This window comes from Luteibacter rhizovicinus, from assembly GCF_004342265.1.
GTDB classification, from domain to species: Bacteria; Pseudomonadota; Gammaproteobacteria; order Xanthomonadales; family Rhodanobacteraceae; genus Luteibacter; species Luteibacter rhizovicinus_B.
In genome coordinates this window covers 93,490-107,811 of sequence record NZ_SMCS01000008.1, presented here as the reverse complement: position 1 = coordinate 107,811, position 14,322 = coordinate 93,490, and the positions used below count along the sequence as shown (strand labels likewise).

15 protein-coding genes and 1 other RNA gene are annotated in these 14,322 nt (G+C 62.9%); 9 read left to right on the top strand and 7 right to left on the bottom strand.

Annotated elements, in window-relative coordinates; all coding sequences use genetic code 11:
• Positions 1 to 3 precede the first annotated feature (3 nt).
• Together cydB and cydX are read left to right on the top strand one after the other, a co-directional pair.
• Positions 4 to 1,134, top strand: coding sequence for a cytochrome d ubiquinol oxidase subunit II (gene cydB, locus EC912_RS16825; protein ID WP_132146325.1), 1,131 nt, complete (start codon positions 4 to 6; stop codon positions 1,132 to 1,134).
• A 15-nt stretch (positions 1,135 to 1,149) separates the two neighbouring features.
• On the top strand, positions 1,150 to 1,269 hold the full coding sequence (gene cydX / locus EC912_RS16820; protein ID WP_132146322.1) for a cytochrome bd-I oxidase subunit CydX: 120 nt from the start codon (positions 1,150 to 1,152) through the stop codon (positions 1,267 to 1,269).
• Between the two features lie 22 nt (positions 1,270 to 1,291).
• Here the strand turns inward: cydX and EC912_RS16815 are convergent, their stop codons facing one another.
• Together EC912_RS16815 and EC912_RS19695 are read right to left on the bottom strand one after the other, a co-directional pair.
• Positions 1,292 to 2,596, bottom strand: a complete 1,305-nt coding sequence (locus EC912_RS16815) for an aminopeptidase P N-terminal domain-containing protein (protein WP_279389043.1) — start codon at positions 2,594 to 2,596, stop codon at positions 1,292 to 1,294.
• Complete coding sequence (locus tag EC912_RS19695; RefSeq protein WP_243649334.1) at positions 2,593 to 3,159, bottom strand: UPF0149 family protein; 567 nt, start codon at positions 3,157 to 3,159, stop codon at positions 2,593 to 2,595. The genes EC912_RS16815 and EC912_RS19695 overlap by 4 nt, the downstream gene beginning before the upstream one ends.
• Positions 3,160 to 3,262: 103 nt before the next feature.
• Here EC912_RS19695 and EC912_RS16810 point away from each other — a divergent pair, with 103 nt between their 5' ends.
• From EC912_RS16810 to EC912_RS16780, 7 genes are all read left to right on the top strand, one after another.
• Complete coding sequence (locus EC912_RS16810) at positions 3,263 to 3,487, top strand: TIGR02449 family protein (protein ID WP_132146316.1); 225 nt, start codon at positions 3,263 to 3,265, stop codon at positions 3,485 to 3,487.
• Positions 3,488 to 3,495: 8 nt separating this feature from the next.
• Positions 3,496 to 3,810: a cell division protein ZapA gene (locus tag EC912_RS16805; RefSeq protein WP_132146313.1), complete on the top strand. Its 315-nt coding sequence runs from the start codon at positions 3,496 to 3,498 to the stop codon at positions 3,808 to 3,810.
• A gap of 8 nt (positions 3,811 to 3,818) precedes the next feature.
• Positions 3,819 to 4,001, top strand: a non-coding RNA gene (ssrS, locus tag EC912_RS16800) — 6S RNA.
• Between the two features lie 110 nt (positions 4,002 to 4,111).
• Positions 4,112 to 4,714, top strand: a complete 603-nt coding sequence (locus EC912_RS16795) for a 5-formyltetrahydrofolate cyclo-ligase (RefSeq protein ID WP_132146310.1) — start codon at positions 4,112 to 4,114, stop codon at positions 4,712 to 4,714.
• Complete coding sequence (locus EC912_RS16790) at positions 4,711 to 5,169, top strand: EVE domain-containing protein (RefSeq protein ID WP_132146307.1); 459 nt, start codon at positions 4,711 to 4,713, stop codon at positions 5,167 to 5,169. The genes EC912_RS16795 and EC912_RS16790 overlap by 4 nt, the downstream gene beginning before the upstream one ends.
• Entirely contained in the window at positions 5,166 to 5,804 is a 639-nt protein-coding gene (gene rpiA, locus EC912_RS16785; RefSeq protein WP_132146304.1) for a ribose-5-phosphate isomerase RpiA, read from the top strand. The genes EC912_RS16790 and rpiA overlap by 4 nt, the downstream gene beginning before the upstream one ends.
• A gap of 2 nt (positions 5,805 to 5,806) precedes the next feature.
• Positions 5,807 to 6,148 (top strand): VOC family protein, encoded by a 342-nt coding sequence (locus EC912_RS16780; protein ID WP_132146301.1) that lies wholly within the window; start codon positions 5,807 to 5,809, stop codon positions 6,146 to 6,148.
• 205 nt (positions 6,149 to 6,353) lie between these two features.
• Here EC912_RS16780 and EC912_RS16775 read toward each other — a convergent pair whose 3' ends face one another.
• From EC912_RS16775 to EC912_RS16755, 5 genes are all read right to left on the bottom strand, one after another.
• Complete coding sequence (locus EC912_RS16775; protein ID WP_132146298.1) at positions 6,354 to 8,447, bottom strand: TonB-dependent siderophore receptor; 2,094 nt, start codon at positions 8,445 to 8,447, stop codon at positions 6,354 to 6,356.
• A gap of 135 nt (positions 8,448 to 8,582) precedes the next feature.
• Entirely contained in the window at positions 8,583 to 9,638 is a 1,056-nt protein-coding gene (locus tag EC912_RS16770) for an aldo/keto reductase (RefSeq protein WP_132146295.1), read from the bottom strand.
• A 38-nt stretch (positions 9,639 to 9,676) separates the two neighbouring features.
• On the bottom strand, positions 9,677 to 10,807 hold the full coding sequence (locus EC912_RS16765; RefSeq protein ID WP_132146292.1) for an acyltransferase family protein: 1,131 nt from the start codon (positions 10,805 to 10,807) through the stop codon (positions 9,677 to 9,679).
• 100 nt (positions 10,808 to 10,907) lie between these two features.
• Positions 10,908 to 12,785 carry an aspartyl protease family protein gene (locus tag EC912_RS16760; protein WP_165973653.1) on the bottom strand — a complete coding sequence of 626 codons (1,878 nt, stop codon included), beginning with the start codon at positions 12,783 to 12,785 and terminating at the stop codon, positions 10,908 to 10,910.
• Between the two features lie 87 nt (positions 12,786 to 12,872).
• Positions 12,873 to 14,315 carry a cytochrome c gene (locus EC912_RS16755; protein WP_207906879.1) on the bottom strand — a complete coding sequence of 481 codons (1,443 nt, stop codon included), beginning with the start codon at positions 14,313 to 14,315 and terminating at the stop codon, positions 12,873 to 12,875.
• Between the last annotated feature and the right edge of the window lie 7 nt (positions 14,316 to 14,322).

Below are 14,322 nucleotides of genomic sequence, written 5' to 3'. Positions count from 1 at the left end.
GTCATGTTCGACTATGAAGTGCTACGCGTGATCTGGTGGGCGCTGATCGGCGTGCTGCTGACCGGCTTCGCCATCATGGATGGCTTCGATTTCGGTGTCGCGGCACTGCTGCGCGTCCTCGGCCGCACCGAGGAGGAACGCATCGTGCTGCTGGAAACCATCGAACCGACATGGGAAGGCAACCAGGTGTGGTTCATCCTGGGTGGCGGCGCGGTATTCGCCGCGTGGCCGCTGCTGTACGCCGCATCGTTCTCCGGGCTGTATGTCGCGATGTTCGTGTTGCTGCTCGCGTTCATCGTGCGACCCGTCGGCTTCAACTTCCGCGAGAAAGTGGAGAACCCCCGCTGGAAACTGGTATGGGACAGCGCGCTTATCGCGTCGGGCGTGATCGTGATGCTGGTATGCGGCGTCGCGTTCGGCAATCTGTTCCTCGGCCTGCCGTTCCGTTTCGATGCCGACCTGCGCATGACATGGGATGGCGGTTTTTTCGCGCTGTTCAAACCGTTCGCGCTACTGACCGGACTGGTCAGCCTGTCGATGCTTACCGCGCATGGCGCCACATGGGCGGCGATGAAGGCGGATCACACGATCGCCGCGCGTGCCGCTCAGGTGGCCCGTATCGCATCGCTTGCCTATGTCGTGCTGTACGTCGCGGCGGGCATCTGGCTGGCCTATGGCATTCCCGGCTTCGCGATCTCCGGTCCCGTGGTTACCGACGGCGTCTCCAATCCCCTGGCGAAGCAGGTGGCGATGGGTGGCACGTGGTTTGCCGGCTATCTCACGCATCCCTGGTTCTGGCTCGCCCCCGTCGTCGGCATTCTCGGCGCTATCGGCGTGCAGCTCTTCGTCGGCCGCCGTGGCTTCGCGGGGTTCGCGTCGAGCACCCTGGCCGTCGGCGGCACGATTGCGTCGGCGGGTTTCGCGCTGTTCCCGTTCCTGATGCCGTCGACGCTGGATCCCGTATCCAGTCTGACGATATGGGACGCGTCGTCGAGCCGGGGTACCTTGCTGACGATGCTTGTCCTTGCCGCCATCTTCATGCCGATCATCATTCTCTACACCAGTTGGGTGTATCGGGTGATGCGCGGTCGGGTCACGCTTGAGCACGTGCGCAAATCGCACGGCATGTACTGAAAGGAGCACGATGCCATGTGGTATTTCGCCTGGATTCTCGGACTCGGACTCGCCTGCGCATTCGGCATCCTGAATGCGATCTGGTTCGAGGTAAACGCGGACGATGAGGCACACGCGGCGAAGGATCGCCGCTAGCTGCTCTGTGCAGGAGCGCGCTTCAGCGGCTTAGCAGACCTTCCAGCTCTTCCGGAAGCTTCGGTACCGCCGCCGTCAGCACTTCGGGCGCGGACTTCGTCACCGCCACATCGTCTTCGATGCGGATGCCGATGCCGCGCCAGCGCTCGTCCACCTTGCGGTCGCCGGGCGGCACGTAGATGCCCGGCTCGACCGTGACGACCATGCCTTCTTCCAGCACGCGCGGTTCGCCGTCGATGCGGTAGTCGCCGACGTCGTGAACGTCCAGACCTAGCCAGTGACCAGTCTTGCTGGGGAAGTATTCGCGGTACGAACCGTCCGCGATCGCACGGTCCACGCTTCCCTTGATCAGACCCAGCGAGCACAGGCCCCGGGCGATGACACGAACGGCCGCATCGTGCGCGGCACCGAACGAACGTCCCGGGCGTACCTCGTCGATAGCGGCAAGCTGCGCGTCCAGCACAATGTCGTACAGCGCACGCTGTTCGGCCGAGAAATGCCCGTTGACCGGAAAGGTGCGGGTGATGTCCGAGGCATAGCACTCGACTTCGGCACCCGCATCGATCAGCAACAGGTCGCCCGAACGCAGCGTGGCCCGGTTGGCCTGATAGTGCATGACGCACGCATTCGCACCGCCCGCGATCGTCGGCGGAAACGCCGGCACCGCGCCGCGACCGCGCATGACGCGCAACATTTCACCCTCGACCTCGTATTCCGCGACGCCAGGACGCGCGACATCCATTGCCGCCAGATGCGCCGCCGAGGCGACTTCCGCGGAACGCCGCATCAAGGCCATTTCATCGCGCGACTTGAACAGCCGCATGTCGTGGAGCAAATGTCCCAGCGCAACCAGATCCTTCGGCACCACCCCGCCGCCACGCGCGGTGCGCAAGCGGCGCATCCACGCCAGCAACCGCGCGTCGAAATCGGGCTCGCGGCCAAAATGACAGTACACGCGCGCCCTGCCCTCGATCATGCCGGGCAGGATGTCGTCGATATCGTCGATGGGGAACGCGTCGTCGACCCTGAACTCGCGCACGGCGCGGTCGGTGCCGATGCGCTCGCCGTCCCAGCGCTCGCGTTCCGCGTCGCGTTCCCGGCAAAACAGCACCACTTCCCCATGCGCACGGCCCGGCATCAGCGCCAGCACGGCCTCGGGCTCCGGAAAGCCGGTCAGATAGTGGAAATCGGAGTCCTGCCGGTACGGCCAGGGTGCGTCGGCATTGCGCATGCGCTCGGGCGCGGCGGCCACGAGGAGGACGGCGTCCTCCCCCGCCATGCGCATCAGTTCCCGGCGTCGCCGGACGTATTCGGCAGGAGCGATCAATGCAGCGTGTCGCTGGCCGGCCGTTCCACGTTGCTCAGTTCCGCATGCAGGAGAAGCGCCCCGACGCGGACGAACTCGGTGATTTCGATCAGCGAGTCCTCGTCTTCCTCGGAGTCCTCGGCGAAATCGAATTCGGTGCTGGCGATCGTGGCCATGTCCTTCAGGACTTCCTGCGCCTCCTTGCTGAGCTTTCCCTTGGCCCGGGCCGCGCCGCCCAGACCGAGACCGCCCAGGAAGCCGCGCGTCCATTCCACCAGCGCTTCGGCGCGCTCGGTCAACGACGAATCGTCGTCGGGCAGCCAGGGCTGGAAGACGAGGTCGGAATCGTCCAGGTCCTTTTCCGTTTCGTCACGAAAACGGCTCAGTAGCTTCAGGTCGTCTTCCGAGGCTGTCGTGCCGGCTTCAAGATGAAGGGCTTCGAGTACGCCACCTGTATGGAAACGGCCGCCGCCGCTGATGAATCCCGCGAGCGAGCCATGCAGTTCGCTTACCGTGGTGGCGAGCTTCAGGCGATTCACGAGGTCGAAGATGTCGTCGGGTTCGACGGACGGATTGGCCGGCATGGCACGGCTCCGGTTAGGGCGAAAGGGAGAGTTTAATCCACCCCCGGACGTGGTGCCTTCGCTACCTGCTGACAAGCCCATACGTCCTGTTATAGTTCGGCGCATGACGACACCGGACACGGTCAAAGCAGAAATCGAGGCCCTGAGCTCCACGCTCGACCGGCTCGTGGAAACCGTTCGGCGCCTGACCGAAGAAAACCGAAGCCTGCGACACAGTCAGGAACAACTGGCACATGAACGTGCCGGCCTGATGGCGCGCAACGAGCAGGCTCGCAGTCGCGTCGAAGCAATGATCCAGCGCCTCAAGGCGCTCGAAAACACCGGCTGAGAGATCTCATGAGCACTACGACGAGTACCAGCGAGCCGGTCGCCCTGCGCCTCCTCGACCGCGAATTTCACATAGCCTGCGCTCCTGAAGAGCGCCCGGGCCTGATCGCCGCCGCCCAGTTCCTCGACGGCAAGATGCGTGAAGTGAAGTCCAACGCCAAGGTCCCCGGTTTCGACCGCGTGGCCGTTCTGGCGGCCGTCAGCATCGCCCACGACCTGCTCGTGCTCAGAAAGGAGCACGACTCCCAGGAACAGGTGCTGACTGACGGCCTGGCTTCTTTGCGCAGAAAACTTGATGGCATGCTCGACGCGTCTGTAAAATAGATTCCGGGCGTTCCCTGCGGTGTTCGCCAGCGCACTTTACATTTGCCTTGTTCCTACATACGACCCCGGGTCGGCTTTTCATGACGGTTGTGCATGTCCGCCACGTGCGGAAAGCCTCGAAGTCATGTGGTCCTCCCACCTGATCCTTTGGATCAAGGTCGTTTGGTGCGCAGCGGCATCGCGGAGAACGCCTCTCCTTTCAAGGCCGACCGGCCACCCACATGGCCGGTCAGCGCTTCATCCGTCCTCTGGATGCGGCGGCTAGACGGCAACCCCACCTCTCACCCCGGGTAACCGACCCATGCCAAAGCAGTCCGAGAGAGGCGAAATCCGCGGCGATCTCGTCCAGCGCCGTCGTCAGCTGAAGCCCGCCGAACGCGTCGCGGCCGCACAGGGCCTGCGCCATTCGCTGGAACAGCTCCCCGAATTCCTCACCGATGTCCACGTCGCCGGCTACTGGGCGACGGGCGGCGAACTGCCGCTCAACATGGCCATCGCGCCGCTCGCCGGTCGCGGCCAGCAGTTCTATCTGCCGGTGGTAGGCACCGATAAGCGCCTGACGTTCGAACCCTGGGCAACCGGCGACGACATCAAGCCCAGCCGCCTGGGCATTCCCGAGCCAACGCCCAGCGACAAAGGCGTGGGGCCGGAGAAGCTCGACCTCGTGCTCGTCCCGCTGCTCGGTTTCGACCGTCGCGGCAATCGCCTTGGCTTCGGCGGCGGTTATTACGACCGCAGTTTCGCCTTCCTGCGCGGGCAGACGCGCCCGACGCAGCCGCTGCTGGTCGGTATCGGTTATTCGTTCCAGGAGCTGGACAAGATCGTCACGGCCGAATGGGACGTCAAACTCGACTACATCGCCACCGACAAAGAACTGATCGACTGCACCGGTACCGCCGAATGAAATACTGGTTGATGAAGTCCGAACCGGACGCGTTCTCCATCGACGACCTCAAGCGCAAAGGCAGCGAACCCTGGGACGGCGTCCGCAACTACCAGGCGCGCAATTTCATGCGCGACGGCATGAAGGTCGGCGACAAGATCTTTTTCTACCATTCGAACTGCGACATTCCCGGCATCGTCGGCATCGCGACGGTGGCTTCGCCGGCTTATCCGGACGAAAGCCAGTTCAATGCGAAGAGCAAGTATTACGACGAAAAAGCCACGCGCGAAGAACCGCGCTGGGTGCATGTGGACGTGAAGTTCGAACGCAAGCTCGCGCGCATCATCTCGCTCGACGAACTCAAGGGTCGCGACGAACTCGCCGATATGGCCCTGGTGCGCAAGGGCAACCGTCTGTCCGTCATGCCCGTCGCCAAGGGCGACTGGGATTTCATCCTGTCACTGGAAAAGAAATGAACCAGGCGAACGAGAAGCGACTGGCCGGCGAAGCCGCGATCCGCTTTGTCGAAAAAGGCGTCATCGGCGTCGGCACCGGCTCCACGGTCAACTACTTCATCGACGCGCTGGCCGATGTACGCGAGCGCATCGAAGGTGCGGTTTCCAGCTCCGAACAATCCACCGAACGTCTGAAGAAGTATGGCATTCCGGTGCTGGACCTCAACGCCGCCGGCCCGCTGGCGCTTTACGTCGACGGTGCCGACGAATGCGATCCGCACAAGCGCCTGATCAAGGGCGGCGGTGCCGCGCTGACGCGCGAGAAGATCGTCGCCGCCGCGTCCGAGCGCTTCGTCTGCATCATCGATTCGACCAAGCTGGTGGACATACTCGGCACGTTCCCGCTACCGATCGAAGTCATTCCGATGGCACGCAGCCATGTGGCGCGTGAGATCGCGCGTCGCGGCGGTCAGCCGGTCTGGCGCGACGGCACGCTCACCGACAACGGCAACTGGATCATCGACGTGCACGGCTGGCGCATCACCGATCCGCTCGCACTGGAAGCCGATATCAACCAGATTACCGGCGTCGTCGCCGTGGGCCTGTTCGCGAAGCGTCCTGCCGACGTCGTGCTGGTAGGCAACCGGGAAATCTGATCATGGCCCGTCCGAACTACATCGAATTGCCCGCCGCCGATATCGAAGCCGCCAAACGGTTCTATACGGATGTGTTCGGCTGGGACATGACGTCGTTCGGGCCGAGCTACGCCGCCACCACGACCGGCGATGTGGATGTCGGACTTCAGGGCGATACCGCTGAAGCTACACGTGCGCCGCTACCGGTGATCGAAGTCGACGATCTGGAAGCGACGCTCGCCACGGTGGTTGCCGCTGGCGCGACCATCGTCCGGCCGATCTTTGCGTTTCCGGGCGGGCGGCGGTTTCATTTTCTCGACCCGAACGGGAACGAACTCGCCGCGGTGGTTGCTGCGCACGGGTAAGAGCGGTTGGGAGTTATCGCCTGCCCTGCGTGGTCGCTGCGGATCCCGGCGTGCGCCGGGATGACGGCGAGGGATTGGGTTACGTCGAGGGTTTGAGCGGCGCAGAAGCAACCCACAATGCATCTGAAACCCTCTTCGTCATCCCGGCGCACGCCGGGATCCGCAGCGAGGCGACCGGTTATCGCCCCACCGCCGCATCACGTTCTCACCACCGATACCTAATAGAAGCCGTCATCGTGCGCGGATACCCGTAATAGCACCAGATCCCGCTGTTACACGCAGTGACATAATTCCGGTCGAACAGATTCGCCGCCGTCACCTGGAACGTCCAGCGATCCTTCGTGTAATGCGCGCTCGCATCGAACAACACATAACCCCCGGTACGCCAGTCATTGGGCGCATCGCCGTAATGCTCGCCGATATAGCGAATCCCGCCACCGAAACCAAACCCGTCCAGCACGCCGCCGTGCAGCGAATAATCGGCCGATACCGACGCCTGCCGCTTCGGCACCAACGCCACCTGCTTGCCACGCGACGCATCGTTCGCTTCCACGACCTTCGCATCCGTATAGGCATACGCCGCGGTCATCGAGAAGTTATCCGTCACTGCGACATGGGCTTCGATCTCGCCGCCACGCGTACGCGTCTTGCCCTGCTGCAACGAGAAAAACAGGTGATCCGGATCGACCGTCAGCGCGTTGCGCTGGGTCAGCTGATACACCGCCGCGCTGATCAGCGTACGGCCGTTCGGCGTCTGATATTTCACACCCGCTTCGTACTGGTCGCCCGTCGTCGGTTCGAACGCCTTGCCGTCGAAGGTCTGGCCGACGGTCGTTTTGAACGAGTGCGAATAGGCCAGATAAGGAACGATGCCGATATCGGTTTTGTAATTGACGCCAAGACGACCCGAGAACGCATTGTCCTTCTGCGTGCGCGACGTATCGGCCAGCACGTCCTTGATGTCGTTGGTCACCCAGTCCTTGCGGCCACTGGCAACGATGCCCCACTTGCCGACCTCGATCTGGTCCTGCGCATACGCACCCAACTGCTTCAGCGTCGTATCGGTATGCGTCGACACCGGCGCATCGGGAATAGGCGCGCCGTAGACGGGATCGTAGATATTGAGGGACGGCGCGCTGCCGAAACCCGAGCGGTAATTGTCGTGGTTGCGCTGATAATCCACGCCCATCAGCACCGTATGTGTGACGTTGCCCGTGGCGAATCTCGCTTCGGCCTGATTATCGACGGCGAACAGATGCGTCTGGTCGACCAGCGGGAAGTTGTAACGCGAGATCGTGGTCAGGCTGCCGGGCTCGAAGCCCAGGCTGCCGATCGACTTGTGATCGACGCTGGCGCTCTGCACGCGAAGATCCTGTCGCAACGACCAGACATCGTCGATGCGGTGGGTGAATTCCCAGCCGATCGATTTGTCCTTCTTGCGATACGAGTCGTAACCCGGCTCGCCAGGATTCACGTCGCGCGGAATCTGGCCGTTCGGGTTCGGATAAAGCGTGCCGACGGACGGCAGGAACCCGCCCACGCCATCGGAATAGGTCTGGTGCCAGCGCGCGAGCAGCGTCAGCGACGTGTCTTCGTCCGGCTTCCACGAAAGACTGGGCGCGAAGTAGTAGCGATTGTCTTTCGAGTGATCGAGCGCAGCGTCGCCTTCGCGCCCCAGGCCGACGAGGCGATAGAGAACCTTGCCTTCGGCATCCAGCTGACCGCCCACGTCGGCGGCGAGCTGACGCTGGTCGAAACTGCCGACCGTGGCCTCCACTTCGCGCGGCGCCTCAAGGCTCGGACGTTTGCTGGTCATGTCGATCATGCCGCCAGGCGGCAGCTGGCCGTACATGGCCGACGACGGACCCTTGTTCACTTCGATGCGTTCGAGACCATACGGCTCGACACGCGAGTCGGCCGTCCAGCTACCGCTGGGCATCGGCAGGCCATCGAGATAACGGGCCGGATCGTAGCCACGCACCAGAATCCAGTCGCTGCGCGGGTCCGTGCCATAGCCACCGCTGACCACGCCGGCCAGATAGCGCACCGATTCGTCCAGGCCCTGTACGCCATAGGCATGCATGCGATCGGGCGTCACGGCGCTGACCGATTGCGGAATATCGACAGCGGCGGTGACGGTCTTGGTGCTGGAATAGACCACGTTGACGGCGTCCAGCGGGACGGCGGTCTTGCTGTCGTCCTTCTTCTGCTGGGATGGCTCGTCCGCCGCGGCGGCGGCCTGGGCGAATGCAAGCGTGAGCGCGACAAGGAGCGCGCGCTTTGTGAGCGATACGGGCATGGATGCGACCTGATGAGACGAAACGGTGGCTATCCCTGCCCCTGAGCCGCCCGGAGGCAGCGAAGTAACGAATGATAATCGTTCTTATTCACCACGCCCAGTCCCGTTTCGTCTCATCCGCCCATCGCGCCCCGCTCAGCCCATCAACGGACCGAACAGCGCCTTATCCGCCGGGCCCAGCCGATCGCTGGCCGTCAGCAGCTGATGCCAGTACGGATAGAGGATCGGTGGGGCGCTGACGTCGTCGAGGCGCTGGCGCTCCTCCGCCGTGAGTTTCAGGTCGGCAGCGGCGAGGTTGTCCCGGAACTGGACCTCGGTCCGGCCGCCGATAACCAGCGACGTGACGGCGGGACGTTCCAGCAACCAGGCCAGAGCGACCTGCGCCGCGGAAACGCCGTGCGCGTCGGCCACCGAAACCAGCGTATCGACGATGCGCCACAGACGCTCCTCGTCGCGGATCGGCGGCTCGGTCCAGCCGGAAAGCTGACGCGAGCCTTCGGGCGCCTTGGCATCGCGACGATGCTTACCGGAAAGCAGACCACCGGCCAGCGGGCTCCATACCAGTACACCCAGCCCCTGGTCGACGGAAATCGGCAGCAGTTCGTATTCGGCTTCGCGCGCTTCCAGCGTGTAATGAATCTGCTGGCTGACAAAGCGCTGACGATGTTCGCGCTCGCTGATGCCGAGTGCCTTCATAAGATGCCACCCGGAATAATTCGAGCAGCCGAGATAACGCACCTTGCCCTGACGCACCAGCGTATCGAGCGCTTCCAGCGTCTCTTCCAGCGGCGTCTGGCCGTCCCACTGATGGACCTGGTACAGATCGATCACATCGGTGCGCAGGCGTTTCAGGCTCGCCTCGCACTCGCGAATGAGGTGATAACGCGACAGGCCGCCATCGTTCGGGCCGCTGCCCATCGGAAAGCGCGCCTTCGTGGCAATCAGCACGCCACCGGGGCGCTTGCCACCCAGTACTTCGCCGATAATTTCTTCCGACGCGCCGTCGGAATAAACATTCGCGGTGTCGATCAGGTTCACGCCAGCGTCGATGCACATATCGATCAGACGCCGCGCTTCGTCGACGCCCGAACTACCGACGGATGCAAACTTGCCCTGGCCGCCGAACGTCATCGTGCCCATGGTCAGCGTGGAAACTTTCAGGCCGGAGCGGCCGAGTAGTCTGTACTGCATGGTTGTCACCTTGGGGGGGGAGAGATGGATCTCCTACCTTAGGCGTCCGAATGTGCATCGTAAAATGAAGAATTATTACAAGAGGCAACCGCAAGTCCCTTGTTACGCGCGGGAAGAAGCCAGTCGCGCAACCGGAGGAACGGCCTTTCGACGGCGTAATGCAGGGCCGCACCCGCCAGCAGCGATGCAATCGCATAGGCCAGAAATGTGACGAAACCACGATGCGCCAGCCATTCGGGCATCGACGCGGCGACCATGCCGAACACCGCCTTGTGGACGAGGTACAAGCTGTACGACGTCAGCGCGAGCCAGCTCGCGCCGGGAATCCGGATACGCGCGACAAAACTTTGCGGCGCTGTCGCCGAGGCAACCAGTAACGCCATACCCAGCGACAGCAGCGGGTAACCGATCAGGGTGGCGAACAAGCCCGCGCGATCCGAGAACACAATGCACGACGCCACGAACACGGCGATGCCGACGGGCAACAGCACCGTATTGGCGCGCGCCCGCATCCACATCCAGGTGCGTGGCCGGAACAGTTCCAGTGTCGCCAGCAGCACGCCCGCGAGCAACCCGTCGAGCCGGTTATAGGTCGGGAAATAAATCAGTTCGACGAAGTGGTCGCTGCCCTTCCAGAGCAGGCCACGAAGCAGCATGCCGCCAAGTACGATCATCACGCACGTGACGACGACGGCGGTGGCGGAACGTCGCCGCACCAGGAACCATGCCAGCCATGGAAAGACCAGATAGAAATGTTCTTCCACGCACAACGACCAGACATGCGAGAACGCCTGGTTGTGTTCGTAGTCGATCAGGAAATTGACGGTATAGGTCAGGAACTGCCATAGCGGCTGGATACCGTCCTTTTCGCGAAACCCGGGCACGCAGAAATACAGCGTCAGCACCACGAGATAAGCAGGCAACACACGAAATGTCCGGCGCAGATAGAAACCGCCGAAATCCAGCGGCGCTCCAGCGGCGAGCGGTCGCAGAAGCTGCGCTCCGATCAGATAACCGCTGAGCACGAAGAACAGGTCGACACCCATCCAGCCATAGTTCTGCACGCCCTCGAACAGCGCGCCAAGGCCACCCACGAGCCACGAATGAAACAGCATCACCCATACGATCGCGATCGCGCGCAGCAGGTCCAGCCCCGGTAGTCGACTCATCATGCCCCCTGACAATCGAACCGATTCTACGCAGGGGTATGTCGTGCGGCGGGCGATATGAGGCAGCCCGATGTCCTGATGCGGCAAGCCGTGTGGCAGCCTACAACGGTGCGATATCGCGCAGCGTCAGCGTCCGTTTCGCGCCATCGGCCATCGTCAGTTCGACCTTCGTGCCCGCATCGCGGTGATTGATGATGTCTCGCAGCGTCCAGCCACCCATTGCGCGGGCACTCTTGCCGTCGACCGCGACAATGGCGTCATCTTTCTTCAGGCCAATCTGATCGGCCGGACCGCCCGGCACGACCCAGGTCACGATGAAGCGGTCCGGCGCATCCTCGCGCCTTTCGACACGCAGACCAGCCGTCCCGTTGTGCACGACCTGCGCCTTCGCGCGTGGCGCCAGATACATCGTGCCGCGACGGTAGTCGATGTGCACGATAAAGCGCGCCAGCACGTCCTGTCCGATGTTGCCCGCTTCCGAGGGATTGGCCGTTGCGCCTGCGTTTTCGGGTGTCAATTGCGCGACCACGTCATCCACGCGGGTCTTTCCAAGTTGCATGGAGCGCGTATGTGCCACGTGCGATACGAATGAACCGCCCACGCCACCGCCGGACGCCGGATAACCCGCCGCGTAGCGTGCCGCCAGGCCTTCGCGGCCGGCCCATTGTGGAAAGACGAGCAGATTTCCCGAGTTACCCGTATCAATACCGAACACACCCTTGCGATCGTCAATCGCTCCGTCGACCAGCGGCATGTCGAAGGAAAAACTCAGTGGCAACGCGTCACCGCCCCCGGCCGGCGGCGCAGTCCCCCGATCGTACGGCTGGAGCAGCAACCGGGCGTGGTCGTAATCGAACGTCACAGCGAAGCGTTCGAACAATTCCAGGCCAAGGATGCCAGCGATGGGCTCGCCCTCACCGCGCTCATAGAACGGATATGGATAGGGCATGACCAGAAACGTCTGATCGTGAATTACCGCGTCGCCCATCGTCAGCCGATCGATCCGCGCATACGATGTCGTCATCGAACCCGGACCGGAACCGGTGCTGACACCCTGCCCCGCGCCCTTGATACCCAGCTTGCGTGCCGCATCGTCCGTCAGGATCGCGTGACCGCCCGTGTCCAGAATGAACGGCATGGGACGACTGCCGTTGATCGACGCATTGACCAGGATGGCACCGCCTTCCAGCGACATCGGCGTCTGCGCCATGCTCGCGTTGTGCAGCATCGTCACGTCGCGCACCACGCCATCGGGCCGGCGCAGCTGTTTTGCCAGATCGGCGGGAGAGGGGATCGCATAGCTTTCGACCTGCACCACCTCGTCGCCGTCGACCGTGCCGGATGACGTCATCGGGGTCGTCGCGATGCGGAACGGCAGCTCCGCACCCTTCACCGTCCGGTAGTCGGCGTAGCGTCGAGTGAAAATCAGGAACGAAGCATTCCACATCGCGCGATCCACGCGATGCGTCGCCGGATCGATCCACAACGTGACCTCGCGACCGCCCGGAGGCGTCGCTTTCAGCTGTTCGTAACGCTTACCGGCCGCGACGATATCGGGAAGTCGCACATACGTCGCGTCGTCCCGCGCGTCGAGCCAGCCGAAACGCGCCAGCCAGGCCTCGCTTACGCCGACCGGCAGCGCTTCGCGCGAGTCGAGCGGATGAACCAGCCCCGACACATCCACATGCCAGCGCCCCGCTTCATCCCGGCCATCGGCAAACGATCGTGCCGGGTTCTGCACTGTCGCCACATACCGGTTGCCCGAACCGTCGACAGCGGCTTTGTATACGCTGTCGATGCCATCGCTACGAAGGCTGCCATCGACCGTGAACGCGGTCATGGATTTCCACGCGTCGCCTCCCGCAGCCTTGCGCACCTGCACCAATGTGGCGATGGCCGTGCTCGTGGTCGCCGCGTCGACGGACGACACCACGAGCATCGAGAAAACCAGGTACAGCGGCTGGAGGCGAAAAGTCATGGCCGGAATTCCGTGGAGGTACGGCCACGATAATAAGCGGCCATTCCCTCCCTTGCGCATGACTAAAGTCCCATAGATCGACTTTTCTTACGAACGTACCCGACGAGATTTCTTCCGGCGGAAGATCAGCCAGACGATCAGCAGAACGACGATCGCCGCTGCGGCGAGAAGATACGGCGTCAGACGCAGCAGCAACGGTGTCGGACCCCCGGCACGTATCTGTGCCACTTGTGCTGTCGTGGTGACGACACCCGGATTTCCGAAGTGCTGGCTGACATAGTTCGCGACTGCGGCGATCTGCGCGTCGTTCAGATCGCGATCGAAGGCGGGCATGAGCACATGCATGTCGGCACCCTCGCGATCGATGCCATGCAGGATGGCCATCACGAGATTGTCGGACGTCGACATACCCACCGCGCGGTTGTGGCTGAGCGACGGAAAGTACTGATCCCCGGTGCCCTTGCCGCTGGGCTGATGGCAACTGGCGCAGGCGCCGCTGTAAAGCACGGAGCCGTCGGTAGAGCTGGCATCTTTTGCGAAGTTCGGATCGCGGGTGACATCGGGGCGCTGCGGCTCGAGCTTTGTTATCGACGGTAACGGCGTGCCGCCCGCGTATTCGTATGCTGGCTTTTCATCGGAGGCAACGCGAATGGCCGGCACCGATTTCAGATACACGCCTATCGCATGAAGATCGCTGTCGGGCATATAGCGAAGGCTTTGCTCGACCGCCTCGGCCATGCCGCCACCCGCCTGCCCTTTGCCGTTGACGTGACCATTTTTCAGATACGCCGCGATCTCTTCGGCCGACCAGCCACCGATGCCGCTCACGGGATCGGACGTAATATTCGGAGCGATCCAGCCGTCGACGTTCGCCCCACCGAGATACTTGCCCGACCGTTCCGCCATCAGCAGATTGCGTGGCGTGTGGCACGAACTGCAATGCCCGAGCGTATCGACGAGGTAACGGCCGCGATCGATCTCCTTGCTGTCCGGAGACGATCCTTCGACCGTACCCTTCTTGAGGTACAGCGCGTTCCAGATCGCCATCGTCCAGCGCATGCTGTACGGAAACGACAGCTTCGTTGGTGGAACAGCGTTGTCGACCGGCGGCACCGCCTGCATGAAGTAGACATACATCGCGTGCATGTCCTCATCGCTTATTCCCGCATATGCCGTATAGGGCATCGCCGGATAGAGATGACGACCTCTGGCGTCGACGCCGCGACGCAACGCGGCGGCGAACTGCTCCTCGGTGTAATTGCCGATGCCGTTCGTCTTCGAAGGCGTGATGTTGGAGGCGAAGATATTGCCCAAGGGCGAACCGATGGGCCGGCCGCCCGCGAAAGGCGTGGCTTTATTGTCCGTGTGGCAGGCCGCGCAATCGCCGGCAATGGCGACGGCCTTGCCGTGCGCCACGAGTGCGTCGTCGGCTGCAGCCTGTGCGTGAACCATCGACACGAAGCCCACGGTGGCCAGCATCAGGCCCTTCAATATCCATCCACGGGTGTGCACAATCGAAATAATCGTCATGGCGGGC